Source organism: Pelomicrobium sp. (genome assembly GCF_036803785.1).
Lineage (GTDB): Bacteria > Pseudomonadota > Gammaproteobacteria > Burkholderiales > UBA6910 > Pelomicrobium.
In genome coordinates this window covers 1-14,105 of the sequence record NZ_DAIRTR010000082.1, presented here as the reverse complement: position 1 = coordinate 14,105, position 14,105 = coordinate 1, and the positions used below count along the sequence as shown (strand labels likewise).

The window sequence follows — 14,105 nt, the reverse complement described above, 5'->3', positions numbered from 1 at the left end:
GGGCTTGCCTTCTTAGAAGAGGGGGGCGGGAATGGAGACAGTTTCCGCTGGGAGCGTGCGGGCGGCAAAGGCTTCGGCTGCCCGGCCTGCCAAGATCAGGACCGGGCCTTGGGTTTGCAGAGGACAGCCCCCCAAAAGGGCTCCGAGGTTGGTCAGGAGATGGCGTTCGCCCGCCACGGTCGCGTTTTCCACGAGGACGGCTGGCGTGGAGGGGGGCTTTCCCTGGGCGATGAGGGTAGCTGCGACCTGGGCCACTTGGCTTGCCCCCATGTAGACGGCCAGGGTGTCCGCCCCGGCCGCCCCTGCGGCCCAGTCGGTGGGCGCTTCCCCGCAGCCAACTCGGGGCGTTACGAGGGCCACGCTGCGACCGGATCCCCGCCGGGTGAGGGAGACGCCCAGGGTCGCGGCGGCTGCGGTGGCCGCGGTGACCCCGGGCACCACCTCGTACGGGATCGCCTCGGCCTCAAGGGCCTCGATTTCCTCCTGCAGCCGACCGAAAAGGGTCGGATCCCCTCCTTTGAGGCGGACGACCGTCGCCCAGCGGCGTGCCGCCTGGGCGAGGCTGCGGTGGATGAAGCGTTGGTCCACAGCTGCGCCGTTGTGGCGCTTGCCCACGTTCACGATTCTCGCCTGGGGCGCCAGTGCCAGGAGGTCCGGGTGGACCAGGGCGTCATGGAAAACGACGTCCGCCTGGGCGAGAAGACGCGCCCCGCGCATCGTGATCAGGTCGGGAGCCCCTGGCCCGGCCCCCACGAAATAGACTTTGCCGCCCATTGTTCCCGGCCTTGGGTCGCCGCGCGGGAGCGAGCTCTCTTGCACTGGCGTGCTCTTTCGTTCTTCGGCGTTGCTATAACTCCCTGTCGGCTGATGCTTGGCTTCGGTTATCGCTCCTCGAACAGGCAGTACAAGTCACCGGCCACGGATCGACAGCATGATAGCAGGTGCTTTAATGCTCATAAAGAATAATATGTTAGACTTTAATAACTTAATGGTATTTAACGCGCCATGAAATTACAGCAGCTGCGGTATTTCTGCGAGGTGGCTAGGCAAGGCCTGAACGTCTCCGAGGCGGCCAACGCCCTCTACACCTCCCAGCCTGGCATTAGCAAGCAGATCCGGATGCTGGAGGAAGAATTGGGTGTGCGCCTCTTCGTGCGCAGGGGCAAGCGCATCACGGAGATCACCCCGCCCGGGGAGGCGGCCCTCGTCATCGCCCGCCGCATTCTCGACGAAGTGGAAAATCTGAAGCGGGTGGGCGAGGAATATAGCGCCCAAGCGAGCGGCAATCTGGTGATCGCCACCACCCATACCCAGGCCCGCTATGCGCTCCCGCCGGTGATCCAAGAATTCCGCGCCCAGTACCCTCAGGTCCGGTTGAGCCTCAGGCAGGGCAATCCCCAGCAGATCGCCGAGGCCGTCATGGCTGCGGAAGCGGATCTGGCGATCGCTACCGAGTCCCTTGCCCTCTACGAGAAGCTGGTGACGCTGCCCTGCTACCAATGGAATCACTGCGTGGTGACGCCACCCCGTCACCCCCTGCTCAAGGAACCGACGCTCACCCTGGAGGCGATCGCCCGCTTTCCCCTCATCACCTACGACTTCGCCTTTACTGGGCGCTCCCAGATCCAACGGGCTTTTGAGCAACGGGGCTTGAAGCCAAATGTGGTGCTGACCGCCATTGATGCGGACGTGATCAAAACCTACGTGAAGCTGGGCCTGGGTATCGGCATCGTCGCCCGCATGGCCTATGATCCCCGGGAGGACAAGGGTCTCAAGGCTCTTGATGCAAGCCATCTGTTTGAGTCGAGCGTGACCCGCATCGCCCTGCGACGGGGGGCGTATCTGCGGGGCTATATCTATGACTTTATCCACCTCTTTGCGCCCCATCTGTCGCGGCGGGTGGTGGAGGCTACCCTGGCCGGACGCGGCAGCGACTACCAGCTTTGAGCCTGGGACGTTGGGCCTTGGGGTTCGATCCGCGCCTTGCGGGAACCCCGGGGTGCTTTTCCGGGTCTTCCTGGCGGGCATGGGCGTTGCTTGAGTTGATGAAACGGGTCCGACCGCCGCCGACCGGAATAGAGGGGCGTCGGTCCGAGATGACGGAGCAGTCGTGGAAGAGGTCGAGCGTTCAGGATTTCTGGCGCGGGGCTGGAAAGGCCTGCGGGAGCTGTGGCGGGAGCTCGCTTCTTCGGCCCGCAGCAACGAGGAGGCGGACGGCGCCGGCCATCTGAGCCCGCGCCAGCTCGCGCGCTTGCGCCATACCCTCACCGAGTGCGTCCAGGAAGTGGGGGGGCAGGTCTCGGCTCGGGCCCGGGCAGCTGAGATCGGGGAGACCTATCTTGCTCTTCCTGATCCGGGACGGCGGACGTTTCTACAACTCCTTGCGCGGGAGTTCGGTCCCGACTTGGCGGCGGTGGACAGGGCCATCGACGCGTACCGGCGCGCGCCCGAGGGCGGCCGAACGTTGGCCGTCGCCCGGCTGGCAGAGGCGCTGCAGTCGCCTCGGCTTCGCATCTTCACCCAGTTCAATGCCCTCCCCCAGGGAGTGAAATTTCTCGTGGACTTGCGGGCTGACGTGCTGCGCATGCTGCGGGAGGCGCCAGAGCTCTCCGTCCTGGACCGGGAACTGGAGGGTTTGCTGGCGAGCTGGTTCGACGTGGGCTTCCTGGACCTGCGTCGCATCACCTGGGAGTCTCCCGCGATGCTGCTAGAGAAATTGTTCGCCTACGAGGCGGTCCACGAGATCCGCTCCTGGAGCGATCTGCGGCACCGGCTGGACGGAGACCGCCGCTGCTACGCCTTTTTCCATCCCCGCATGCCTGATGAGCCCCTGATCTTCGTCGAGGTGGCGCTGGTGCGGCGCATCGCGACTAGCATCCACACCCTCCTAGACGAGCAGGCGCCCGCCGCCGATCCCCGCAAGGCGGACACCGCCGTGTTCTATTCCATTTCCAATACTCAGCCCGGGCTGCGGGGGGTGAGTTTCGGCCACTTCCTGCTGAAGCGGGTCATCGACGACCTCAAGGAGGAGCTACCCAACCTGAAGACCTTCGCCACCCTGTCGCCTGTACCTTTCTTCCGCCGCTGGCTGGCGGTGCTTCTGGACAAGTCCGAGCCGGTTCTTGCAACCCCAGAGGCGAAGCGCATTGCGGAGGCGAGCGGCGAGTCGGACCCGGAGGTGGGGTTGCGCAAGCTCTTGTCCGGCAACGAATGGGTGCACTCAGCGCCGGCCCGGGAGGCTTTGCGGGGACCCCTCATCCGCCTGTGCGCCCGCTACCTGGTGGAAGCCAAGGAGGGCAACCGCCCGATGGATCCCGTGGCGCGCTTTCACCTGGGCAACGGGGCGCGCCTAGAGCGTATCAACTGGATGGCCGACGTTTCCCCCAAGGGGCTCAAGCAATCCTTGGGGATCATGGTGAACTATCTCTACGATTTGAAGGACATCGAGGACAACCACGAGCGCTACGCCCGCAGCGGCGACGTGGTGGTCTCCAGCGTCGTCCGGAGCCTGCTCAAGCAGGCGAGGGCCGCTTGACGGCGTGTCTTGTTACCCGCCGGCTCAAGCCGCCCGCCGGTAAAAATCGGCCAGCCGCACCCCGAGGAGCCATAGCACGGCGAAATAGGCGGCTGCCCCGGCGGCAATGACAGCCGCCAGCCGGGCGGCGCGCTGCATTGCGGAGGTGGCAAGCCACGCGGCCTCGGGCCCTGCGCCAAACCACAGCACGGCCGCCATGACCGTAAGGGCCGCGGCGATCTTGACGAGAAACCGCCCCCAGCCCGCTGCGGGCCGGTAGATGCCCTGCTGGCGCAGCCGCCGGTACAAGAGCGCTGCGTTCAAACAGGCGCCCAGGCTGATCGCCAGGGCCAGTCCCGCGTGCTTCAGGGGAAAGATGAAGGCCAGGTTCATGGCCTGGGTAGCGAACAAAGTCATCACGGCGGCGCGCACCGGCGTGCGAATGTCTTGGCGGGCGTAGAAGCCCGGAGCTAGCACCTTGACCAGGATGAGGCCGGTCAGGCCCACGCTGTAGGCGAGGAGGGCCTGCCGGGTCATCCAGACGTCTTCTGCACCGAACTGGCCGTGATGGAACAGGGTAGCGATCAGAGGCACCGAGAGCACGGCCAGGGCGAGGGCGGCGGGCAGCGTGAGGATCATGGTGAGGCGCAATCCCCAGTCGAGGAGTCGAGAATATTCCTCGGGATTGTGGTCAGCATGGTGCCTGGACAAGCTCGGCAGCAGCACCGTACCGAGGGCAACGCCCAACAGTCCCGTGGGGAACTCCATCAACCGATCGGCGTAGTAGAGCCAGGAGACGCTGCCTGTGACCAAGAATGAGGCGAAGATGGTGTTGATGAGGAGGCTCAGCTGGCTGATGGAAACGCCAAAAAGCGCCGGCGCCATGAGGCCCAGGATGCGCCGGACGCCGGGATCGTGCGCACGCCAGCGGAAGCGGGGGAGCAGATCGAGCCGGACCAGGAAGGGAATCTGAAACAGAAGTTGAGCCAGCCCACCGATGAACACCGCCCAAGCCAAGGCCAGAACGGGGGGGTCAAGGAGCGGGGCGAGCCACAGGGCGCCGGCGATGAAGGAGAGGTTGAGCAGCACCGGCGTGAAGGCGGGCACCGAAAAGCGACTGTAGGTATTGAGGATGCCGGCGGCGAGCGCCGTGAGGGAGATGAAGCCGATATAGGGGAATGTGATGCGCAGCAGCTGTACGGTCAGCTCGAAACGCTCTGGCGTGGCCGAGAAGCCGGGGGCGCTCACGTAAATGATGAAGGGGGCGGCGATCACGCCCAACAGGATCACTACCGCCAGGGCGAGACCGAGTGCTGCCGCTACCCGGTCCACCAGCTCCCGGGTCGCCTGATGGCCATGGCGATTGCGGTACTCGGCCAGTACCGGAACGAAGGCTTGAGAAAATGCTCCCTCGGCGAAGAGACGCCGCAGCAGATTGGGAATGCGGAAGGCCACGAAAAAGGCGTCGGTGGCAAGCCCTGCCCCGAATACGCGGGCGATGACCACGTCCCGTACAAAGCCGAGGATCCGAGAGAGCAGCGTCATGCTGCTTACGGTGGCGACGGCGCGCAGAAGATTCATGGAGGCATTGGGGCCCTGGGCCGGGGCGAAAGGCTCGCGCGATAATAATCTAGAGAGGCCGCCCGAGCGAGGGCGGAAGGTGCTCCGTTTTCCGGCTCATCCCGTAGGGCCTTTCCCGCGCCTTGCCAAAGAGAGCCGTTTTCCTTATCATTCGCCCCTTCTCGACAGGACCTTAGCTTTTTTCCTATGGCCAATACCGCACAAGCGCGCAAACGGGCCCGCCAAGCCGTGCGGCGGCGCCTGCGCAATATGTCCCTGCGCTCCGAGTTTCGCACCGCCATCAAGAAGGTCCGCAAGGCCATCCAGGGGGGGGACAAAGCCGCCGCCGAAGCCCAGTTTCGCCAGTGTATGAGCACGGTGGACCGGATCGCGGACAAGGATATCGTCCACAAGAACACCGTGGCCCGATACAAGAGCCGGCTGGCCCACGCCATCAAAGCCATGGCTTGAGCTGCCCGCGGATCAAAGGTCAGACGCGCGCGGCCCGTAGACCCCGGGCCGCGCGCTTTTTGGGGGCGGGCAAAAGTGAAGCTAGGCGAGGGGGCGTTGTTCCCGATTGCGCTTCAGTGTCTCGGTCACGAGGGAGATGATGTCCACTGGCAGCGGGAACACGATGGTGTGGGACTTGTCGCCTGCGATCTGGGTCAAGGTTTGCATGTATCGAAGTTGCATCGCCTCCGGCTGGCGTGCCAGCATCTGGGCGGCCTGGAGCAGCTTCTCGGCAGCCTGTAGCTCGCCTTCGGCGTGAATAATCTTGGCCCGCCGTTCCCGCTCGGCTTCCGCCTGACGGGCTATGGCCCGCACCATGGACTCGTTCAGATCCACGTGCTTGATCTCTACGTTCGATACCTTCACCCCCCAGGCGTCCGTCTGCACGTCCAGGGTCTGCTGGATGTCCACGTTGAGCTTCTCCCGCTCGGCCAGCATCTCGTCCAGCTCATGCTTGCCGAGCACCGCCCGCAGCGTCGTCTGGGCGAGCTGACTGGTGGCCACCAGGAAGTTTTCCACCTGGATGATGGCCTTTTGCGGGTCCACCACCCGGAAGTAGATGACCGCGTTGACCTTGACGGAGACGTTGTCGCGGGAGATCACGTCCTGGCTGGGCACGTCCATGGTTACCGTGCGCAGGTCCACCCGCACCATTTGCTGGATGCCGGGGATCACCAGGATGAGGCCTGGACCCTTCACTTTCCAGAACCGTCCCAGCATGAAGACCACGCCTCGCTCGTACTCCCGCAGGATGCGGAACGAGGCGACGACCAGCACGGCAAGAAGAATCAGAAAGCCGCCTAAACCGATTTCCGGAAACAAAGGCATTGTCTCTTTCCTCCCTTCGTCAGTTGGAATCCACCGGTACCACGTCGAGCACCAGATCCCTCATGGCCGTGACGCGCACCCGCTGGCCGCGGCGCAACGGCTGCGCCGCCCGCACCCGCCAGATCTCGCTGTGCACTCGCGCCAGTCCTTCCCCGCCCGGGGCGTCTTCCAGCATCTCGCCCATGGCGCCCACCATTTCCTCGGCGCCGCTTACTACCGGTCGCTTGCGGGCCCGTAACGCCATGCTGAGCACGATGGCCAGGAACGCGGCGCTGATGACGGTGAAGATCCCGATGAGTTCCCAGGGGATGCCATAGCCCGGCACCTCGGTGTCGATCAGCATGATGGAGCCGATCACGAAAGCTATCAGCCCTCCGATGCCCAGCACGCCGAAACTGGGCAGAAAGGCCTCCCCGATCATGAAGGCGAGCCCGAGCAGGATTAAGGCCAGGCCAGCATAGTTGATCGGCAAGAGCTGAAACGCAAACAGAGCGAGCAGCAAGCAGATGGCGCCCACCACCCCGGGCAGCACGAAACCGGGATTGGAAAACTCGAAAAACAGGCCGTAGATGCCGATCAGCATCAGGATATAGGCGACGCTCGGATCGGTGATGACGGCCAGCAGCTTGGTGCGCCAGTCCGGCAGATACTCCAGGCGCGGCGCTTGGGCGAGCTGCAAGACGCGCTTGTGTCCTCCGGCTTCCACCGTCCGCCCGTGCAGCTTCTTGACCAGATCGGTGAGGTCCTCGGCCACCAGATCGATCACGTTGATTTTGGCCGCCTCCTCCGCCGACAGGCTCACGGCCTCACGGACCGCTTTCTCCGCCCACTCCACGTTGCGGCCCCGCAGCTGGGCGAGGCCGCGGATGTAGGCGGCGGCGTCGTGGATCTGTTTGGCCCGCATGGCATCGACCGAAGAAGGGGGCTTTTCGCTCTTTTGGCCCTTATCGTCGGCCTTCCCCTCTTTTTTCTCCCCCTTGGTCTCCTTATCCTTTTCACCGGCCGGCTGCTCGGGTTTCTGGGGTTCTGGCACGCCGCCGATCTGTACCGGGGTTGCGGCGCCCAGGTTGGTGCCCGGGGCCATGGCGGCGATATGGCTCGCATAGAGGATATAGGTCCCGGCGCTGGCGGCGCGGGCACCCCGGGGGCCGACGAAGACCGCCACCGGAACAGGAGAGGCCAGGATGTCCTTGATGATCTGGCGCATGGAAGTATCTAAGCCCCCGGGGGTGTCCATTTGGAGCACCACCAGCTCCGCCCCTTCCCGCTGAGCGAAGCCGAGCCCGCGGGAGACGTAGTCGGCGATGGCCGGGCCGATGGGCCCCTGGAAGGACATGACCACCACGGGAGATCGGGCTTTCTTTTCTGGAGTGGCCTCGGGCTTTTCCTTGGGGGCGGCGCCGGCAATCCACGCCAGCACCCCCAGCAGGAGGGGCAGCAGCAAGGCAAGACGGGTTCGCATGGGCGGGAAAGTCAATCCGGTGCGGTCTCCTGGCCGGGCGCCAGGGGGATCCCTGCGCTGCCTGGGCAATCTCTTAATCTTTTGGATTCAAGTATAACGATTTTGGTTGCAGGCTGCCCCCCGCGAAGGGGAGGGGTTGCACTCGCCCGAGTTTTGGCGCATAAAGGCCCATTTTTGCAACCCGGGGGGTTCCCACCCTATGAAAAAGCCGGTTAGCCGCGTCCTGGTGATCAACGACGAGAACCTAGTCCTTAAGGAAATCATCAAGGGCCTCAACGCGGCCGCCCGCACCCTGGAAAATCCCTACGGCCTGACGTTCGTCGGCGTCACCACCGCCCTCGAAGCCCTGCGCCAGATCGAGGAGGACGGGGACATCCAGGCGGTGGTGGTGGACGACCGGCTCTACACCCTCAAGGCCGAGTCCAACGGCCAGCGCTCACTGCAGATGTCGGCGCTGGAGCTGGTGCAGCGCATTACCCGCTTCCGGCCCGAGCTGGACGTCTACATCCTCATTTCCCAAGAGCAGGAGGACGAGGTGGTGGACGCCCTGTTCAGCGAGGCGGTGGATGGCTATTTCTATCGCGAAGAACGGGACTACAACGGCTGGTACCGTATCCTCTCCGCCCAGATTCAGGAAAAGGCGCGCACGCCCTTCTACGACCAGCTCAAGAGCTACGTGCTCATGGCCAAAGACGCCTGGCATACCCCCGGCCATTCCTCAGGCGATTCCCTGCGCGGCAGTCCCTGGGTCAACGATTTCTACGAGTTCATGGGCGAGCACATCTTCGACGCCGACCTCTCGGTGTCGGTGCCCATGCTGGACTCCCTGATGGAGCCCACCGGTGTGATCCGCGACGCCCAGGAGATGGCGGCCAAAGCGTTCGGAGCCCGGCGCACCTTCTTCGCCACCAACGGCACCTCCACCGCCAACAAAGTGATTTTCCAGACCTTGCTCGCGCCGGGAGAGAAACTGCTCCTCGATCGCAATTGCCACAAATCCGTGCATCACGGCGTGGTGTTGTCCGGCGCTCATCCAATCTACATGGATTCCTCGGTCAACAAGAAATATGGGGTTTACGGGCCGGTGCCCAAGAAGACCATCCTGAAGGCGATCGAGGAGCATCCGGATGCGCAGGCCATGATCCTCACCTCATGCACTTACGACGGGCTGCGCTACGACCTGGCGCCTATCGTGGAAGCGGCCCACGCCCACAACATCAAGGTGATCATCGACGAGGCATGGTACGGCCACGCTCGCTTTCATCCCTCCTTGCGGCCCACGGCCCTCGAAGCGGGGGCGGATTACGCCACCCAGTCCACCCACAAGGTGCTTTCTGCCTTCTCCCAGGCCAGCATGATCCACGTCAACGACCCGGACTTCAACGAGCACCTGTTCCGGGAGAATTTCAATATGCATACCTCCACGAGCCCCCAGTACGCCATGATCGCCAGCCTGGACGTAGCGCGCAAGCAAGCGGTGATGGAAGGCTACAAGCTGCTCAAGCGCACGCTGGAGCTGGCTGCGGAGCTGCGGGAGCAGATCAATTCCACCGGCGTATTCCGGGTGCTGGAGCTGGACGATCTGCTGCCCGAGGAAGTGAAGAACGACAACGTGAGGCTCGATCCGACCAAGGTTACGGTGGACATTTCCCGCTGCGGCCTCACAGTGGAGGAGCTGCAGCGGGAGCTGTTCGATCGCTATAACATCCAGGTGGAGAAATCCACTTTTAACACCCTGACACTGCTGCTCACTATTGGCACGACCCGCAGCAAGTGCTCTCGGCTCTACGACGCGCTGATGCGCATTGCCCGGGAAGGGCGTTCGCCCCAACGGCTGTACCAGACGCCGGACATTCCCCGCTTCACTCAGCTCAAGTATCTGCCGCGGGACGCTTTCTACTGCGGCGGGGAGATCGCGCCGCTGTTGGACGAGAAGGACCGAGTGAACGGAGGGCTCGCGGGCCGGGTGTCCTGCGACCAGATCGTGCCTTATCCGCCCGGCATCCCGGTCCTGGTCCCGGGGCAGGTGATCACCCAGGACATCGTCCAGTACCTGGTGGGGTTGCTGCGCTCGCCGAAAAGGGTGGAGCTGCACGGCATCGTCTACGACGGCTACCTGCCCTGCGTTCGGGTGCTCACCGGCAGCGAAGAGAAGGGCTTGCGCCGGATCCGCCGCTGACGTGCTCCAGGCAGCTCAGCTGGCTTTCCCCTCCCGGCACTTCGGGCGTGCACCGGAGGAGGCGGCGCCCGGGGGAGACCCTTGCACCGCGATTGCCTTGTCGCCACAATATGGCAAATTGTGCGATTCGGGCACACGGCGGCGGCAGCTTCCGTGTGCATTTGCTTTTTTGGTACGGCGATGTCGCAATACCTGATGGACACCTATGCTCGGCTCCCCGTAGCGTTTACCCGCGGGGAGGGCGTCTGGCTATGGGACGCGGAAGGACGACGCTATCTGGACGCGGTGGCGGGCGTAGCAGTGTGCGGTATCGGCCATGCCCATCCCAGACTGGCCGAGGCTCTGTGCCGGCAGGCCCAGACGCTGATCCACACCTCCAACTTGTATCGCATCCCGCTGCAGGAAGAGCTGGCTGCGCGCCTGTGCTCCCTCTCCGGGATGGACAATGCTTTTTTTTGCAATTCTGGGGCTGAGGCCAACGAGGCGGCCATTAAGCTGGCGCGTCTCTACGGCCACCGGCGGGGCATTGAAACGCCCACCATTATCGTCATGGAGCGGGCGTTTCACGGGCGCACCATGGCCACCCTGACCGCGACCGGCAACCGCAAAGTCCAGGCTGGGTTCGAGCCTCTGCTGGGCGGATTTGCGCGAGTGCCGTACAACGATGTACGGGCGGTGGAACAGGTGGGGGAGCACAACCGCGACGTCGTGGCAGTGCTGGTGGAGCCGTTCCAAGGAGAGGGCGGAGTGCAGGTGCCGGAGGCCACGTACCTGGAACGGCTGCGGGCTGTTTGCGACCGGTTTGGCTGGCTCCTCATGTTGGACGAAGTCCAGTGCGGCATCGGCCGCACCGGGCGCTGGTTCGCTTTCCAGCACACCCGCATGCATCCCGACGTGATGACCCTGGCAAAGGGGCTGGGCTCCGGCTTTCCCGTGGGTGCTTGCCTTGCCCGGGGCGCCGCAGCACAGGTGTTCAAGCCAGGCACCCACGGCTCCACCTTCGGCGGCGGGCCCCTCGCCTGCACCGCGGCGCTCACTACCCTGGCGGTCATGGAGGAAGAAGGCTTGCTCGCCAATGCGGCGAGCATGGGGCACTACATGCTCCAGGCCTTCAGGGAGCGCCTTGGCGGAGTTCCCGGCGTTGTGGAGGTGCGGGGTCAAGGGCTTATGATCGGCATCGAGCTCAAGCGCCCATGCAAAGAGCTGGTAGAGCGGGCGCTGGCAGCGGGTGTGCTGATCAACGTTACCCTGGACAGCGTGATCCGATTGCTTCCGCCCCTGGTCATCGACCGGACCCAGGCCCAGCAGGTGGTGGACACAGTGGTGGCCGTGGTGACTGAGTTTCTTCGGGACGAGGCGCGCGAGGCCGCGAGCTAAGTAAGATGCCGGCAAAGCACTTTCTCCAGCTCAAGGATTTTACTCGCGGGGAATTCGAGTATCTGTTCCGCCGCACCCGCTACATCAAGGAGAAGTTCAAACGCTACCAACCCCACCAGACCTTGACCGACCGCACGCTGGCGATGATCTTCGAGAAGCAGTCGACCCGCACGCGCCTGTCGTTCGAGGCAGGGATGCACCAGCTTGGCGGCGCGGCCATCTATCTCAATACCCGGGATACCCAGCTAGGGCGAGGCGAGCCGGTGGAGGACATGGCCCAGGTAGTGTCGCGCATGGTGGACCTGGTGATGATCCGCACTTTCGAGCAGGCGACCGTAGAGCGTTTCGCTGCCCACTCCCGAGTGCCGGTCATCAACGGCCTCACCAATCAATACCACCCGTGCCAGATCATGGCGGACATCTACACCTTCATCGAGCATCGAGGCCCCATCGAAGGCAGGACGGTAGCCTGGATCGGCGATGCCAACAACGTCTGCTATACCTGGCTGCAGGCGGCGGCTATTTTCGATTTCAAACTGCAGGTGTCCAGCCCTCCGGGTTATGGGGTGGAACCGGAGCGGGCCGGAATCGACGAGCTGAGCCACTATGAACATTTCCCTGACCCCATGGACGCCGCCCGCGGCGCAGACCTGGTGACCACGGACGTCTGGACCAGCATGGGTTTCGAGGCGGAGGACGAGGCGCGCCGCCGCGCTTTCGAGCGCTGGCGGGTAGATGCCCAGATGATGCGGCTCGCCAAGCCCGATGCGCTTTTCATGCACTGCCTGCCGGCCCACCGGGGCGAGGAGGTGACCGCGGAGGTGATCGACGGTCCCCAGAGCGTAGTATGGGACGAAGCGGAGAACAGATTGCACACCCAAAAGGCGCTGATGGAGTATCTGCTCCTCGGCGAGATCAAAGACGAATCAAAATGAGCACAGTGAAGAAAGTCGTACTTGCCTATTCGGGCGGCCTGGACACGTCGGTGATCCTCAAGTGGCTGCAGGAGCGCTACGGCTGTGAAGTGGTGACCTTCACCGCCGACATCGGCCAGGGGGAGGAGCTGGCGCCAGCCAGGGCCAAGGCCAAGATGCTCGGCGTCAAAGAGATCTACATCGAGGATCTCAAGGAGGAATTCGCCCGAGATTTCGTGTTTCCCATGTTTCGGGCGAATGCCGTGTACGAAGGGGAATACCTGCTCGGCACTTCCATCGCCCGGCCGCTGATCGCCAAACGCCAGATCGAGATCGCGCGCAAGAGCCGGGCGGACGCGGTGGCCCACGGCGCCACCGGCAAAGGCAACGACCAGGTGCGCTTCGAGCTGGGCTACTATGCCCTGGCGCCCGACATCCGGGTGATCGCGCCGTGGCGGGAATGGGATCTCACCTCCCGGGAGAAACTCGTGGCCTACGCCAGGAAACACGGCATCCCGGTGGAGATGAAGAAAAAAGGCGGCTCCCCCTATAGCATGGACGCCAACCTGCTGCACATCTCCTACGAGGGGCGTATTCTGGAGGACCCGGCGAAGGAGCCGGAGGAGTCCATGTGGCGCTGGACCGTGGCGCCGGAGCGGGCCCCCAACAAGCCGGAGTACGTAAAGCTCGAGTTCCGCCGCGGCGACTGCGTGGCGGTGAACGGCCGCAAGCTAAGCCCCGCCCAGGTGCTCGCCACCTTGAACCGCCTGGGAGCGAAGCACGGGATCGGACGGCTCGATCTGGTGGAGAACCGCTACGTGGGAATGAAGTCCCGGGGCTGCTACGAAACTCCGGGGGGTACCATCCTGCTCAAGGCCCACCGGGCCATGGAGTCCCTTACCCTGGACCGCGAGGTGGCGCACTTGAAAGACGAGCTCATGCCCCGGTACGCTTCCCTGATCTACAACGGTTACTGGTTTAGCCCCGAGCGGCAAATGCTCCAGGAGCTGATCGACGCTTCCCAAGCGAGCGTCAACGGCTGGGTGCGCCTGAAGCTCTACAAAGGCAACGTGATGGTGGTGGGGCGGGGCTCCGACACGGACTCCCTTTTCGATCCCGCCATCGCCACTTTCGAGGAAGACCGGGGCGCCTACAACCAGGCTGACGCGGCCGGCTTCATCCGGCTGAACGCGCTGCGGATGCGTATCGCAGCGAAGCTGAAGAATAGAAATAGAAGATGAGCCAACCACCCGAGGCGCGAAGCAGAAACAATGCCCGAGGTGCAAAGGGCGCTAGAAAGGGCAGTGCAGAGAAACGGCAGTTGGGTTCGATCTTTCGCGCTTTCGGTCCTTCGCACGGGAATCGCCGTTTTTCTTTTCTGCGCCTTTATGGTTATCCGGGATAGTCGCTTAGTCGAGGACGCCGGCCATGCCTTCGTTCGACATCGTCTCGCAGGTGGACAAGCAAGAGCTACGCAACGCAGTGGATCAGGCGAACAAGGAGATTTCCACCCGCTTCGATTTCAAGGGCTCGGACGCCCGGGTGGAGTTGGCGGAGTATCAGCTCACCCTTTATGCCGATGACGAGTTCAAGCTGGGACAGGTGAACGACATCCTCCTCGCCAAGCTGGCCAAACGGGGTGTCGACGTGCGTTGCCTGGAGCGTGGAAAAGTAGAGGCTGCCGGCGGCAACAAGGTCAGGCAGGCCGTTACCGTGCGGGTTGGGGTCGGCAGCGACTTGGCGAAAAGGATCGTCAAGCTC

Annotated in this window: 12 protein-coding genes; 8 read left to right on the top strand and 4 right to left on the bottom strand. The window is 63.8% G+C overall.

Going from position 1 to position 14,105, the window contains the following annotated elements; all coding sequences use genetic code 11:
* Positions 1–12 precede the first annotated feature (12 nt).
* Positions 13–774: a uroporphyrinogen-III C-methyltransferase gene (gene cobA, locus V7Q81_RS10450; protein WP_333842913.1), complete on the bottom strand. Its 762-nt coding sequence runs from the start codon at positions 772–774 to the stop codon at positions 13–15.
* Positions 775–1,005: 231 nt separating this feature from the next.
* Between cobA and cysB the strand changes: the two genes are divergently transcribed.
* Both cysB and V7Q81_RS10440 read left to right on the top strand, forming a co-directional pair.
* On the top strand, positions 1,006–1,947 hold the full coding sequence (cysB, locus tag V7Q81_RS10445; RefSeq protein WP_333842911.1) for an HTH-type transcriptional regulator CysB: 942 nt from the start codon (positions 1,006–1,008) through the stop codon (positions 1,945–1,947).
* Positions 1,948–2,110: 163 nt separating this feature from the next.
* Positions 2,111–3,535, top strand: coding sequence for a malonyl-CoA decarboxylase (locus tag V7Q81_RS10440; protein WP_333842909.1), 1,425 nt, complete (start codon positions 2,111–2,113; stop codon positions 3,533–3,535).
* A gap of 24 nt (positions 3,536–3,559) precedes the next feature.
* Here V7Q81_RS10440 and murJ read toward each other — a convergent pair whose 3' ends face one another.
* Positions 3,560–5,095, bottom strand: a complete 1,536-nt coding sequence (gene murJ, locus V7Q81_RS10435; RefSeq protein ID WP_333842907.1) for a murein biosynthesis integral membrane protein MurJ — start codon at positions 5,093–5,095, stop codon at positions 3,560–3,562.
* Positions 5,096–5,281: 186 nt separating this feature from the next.
* On the opposite strand from murJ, the gene rpsT reads away from it, so the two are divergent.
* The gene (gene rpsT, locus V7Q81_RS10430; protein WP_333842905.1) at positions 5,282–5,545 is read left to right on the top strand and encodes a 30S ribosomal protein S20; all 264 of its coding nucleotides are present in this window, start codon (positions 5,282–5,284) and stop codon (positions 5,543–5,545) included.
* An 81-nt stretch (positions 5,546–5,626) separates the two neighbouring features.
* Here rpsT and V7Q81_RS10425 read toward each other — a convergent pair whose 3' ends face one another.
* Together V7Q81_RS10425 and V7Q81_RS10420 are read right to left on the bottom strand one after the other, a co-directional pair.
* Complete coding sequence (locus tag V7Q81_RS10425) at positions 5,627–6,412, bottom strand: slipin family protein (RefSeq protein ID WP_333842902.1); 786 nt, start codon at positions 6,410–6,412, stop codon at positions 5,627–5,629.
* A gap of 19 nt (positions 6,413–6,431) precedes the next feature.
* Positions 6,432–7,943, bottom strand: a complete 1,512-nt coding sequence (locus tag V7Q81_RS10420; protein ID WP_442954807.1) for an NfeD family protein — start codon at positions 7,941–7,943, stop codon at positions 6,432–6,434.
* 130 nt (positions 7,944–8,073) lie between these two features.
* On the opposite strand from V7Q81_RS10420, the gene V7Q81_RS10415 reads away from it, so the two are divergent.
* From V7Q81_RS10415 to V7Q81_RS10395, 5 genes are all read left to right on the top strand, one after another.
* Entirely contained in the window at positions 8,074–10,053 is a 1,980-nt protein-coding gene (locus V7Q81_RS10415; RefSeq protein WP_333842898.1) for an aminotransferase class I/II-fold pyridoxal phosphate-dependent enzyme, read from the top strand.
* A gap of 180 nt (positions 10,054–10,233) precedes the next feature.
* Positions 10,234–11,430, top strand: coding sequence for an aspartate aminotransferase family protein (locus V7Q81_RS10410; protein WP_333842896.1), 1,197 nt, complete (start codon positions 10,234–10,236; stop codon positions 11,428–11,430).
* A 5-nt stretch (positions 11,431–11,435) separates the two neighbouring features.
* Positions 11,436–12,365 (top strand): ornithine carbamoyltransferase, encoded by a 930-nt coding sequence (gene argF, locus V7Q81_RS10405; RefSeq protein ID WP_333842894.1) that lies wholly within the window; start codon positions 11,436–11,438, stop codon positions 12,363–12,365.
* Positions 12,362–13,585 (top strand): argininosuccinate synthase, encoded by a 1,224-nt coding sequence (locus V7Q81_RS10400; protein WP_333842892.1) that lies wholly within the window; start codon positions 12,362–12,364, stop codon positions 13,583–13,585. Before argF ends, V7Q81_RS10400 begins: the two co-directional genes overlap by 4 nt.
* A gap of 187 nt (positions 13,586–13,772) precedes the next feature.
* Positions 13,773–14,105 (top strand): nucleotide-binding protein (locus V7Q81_RS10395; protein ID WP_333842890.1); only part of this gene is annotated, 333 nt, incomplete at its 3' end.

Bases quoted from the DNA above. Each gene is read 5' to 3' on its own strand.
- cobA (WP_333842913.1), bottom strand. From the start codon at position 774: ATGGGCGGCAAAGTCTATTTCGTGGGGGCCGGGCCAGGGGCTCCCGAC.
- cysB (WP_333842911.1), top strand. From the start codon at position 1,006: ATGAAATTACAGCAGCTGCGGTATTTCTGCGAGGTGGCTAGGCAAGGC.
- murJ (WP_333842907.1), bottom strand. From the start codon at position 5,095: ATGAATCTTCTGCGCGCCGTCGCCACCGTAAGCAGCATGACGCTGCTC.
- rpsT (WP_333842905.1), top strand. From the start codon at position 5,282: ATGGCCAATACCGCACAAGCGCGCAAACGGGCCCGCCAAGCCGTGCGG.
- V7Q81_RS10425 (WP_333842902.1), bottom strand. From the start codon at position 6,412: ATGCCTTTGTTTCCGGAAATCGGTTTAGGCGGCTTTCTGATTCTTCTT.
- V7Q81_RS10415 (WP_333842898.1), top strand. From the start codon at position 8,074: ATGAAAAAGCCGGTTAGCCGCGTCCTGGTGATCAACGACGAGAACCTA.
- V7Q81_RS10410 (WP_333842896.1), top strand. From the start codon at position 10,234: ATGTCGCAATACCTGATGGACACCTATGCTCGGCTCCCCGTAGCGTTT.
- argF (WP_333842894.1), top strand. From the start codon at position 11,436: ATGCCGGCAAAGCACTTTCTCCAGCTCAAGGATTTTACTCGCGGGGAA.
- V7Q81_RS10400 (WP_333842892.1), top strand. From the start codon at position 12,362: ATGAGCACAGTGAAGAAAGTCGTACTTGCCTATTCGGGCGGCCTGGAC.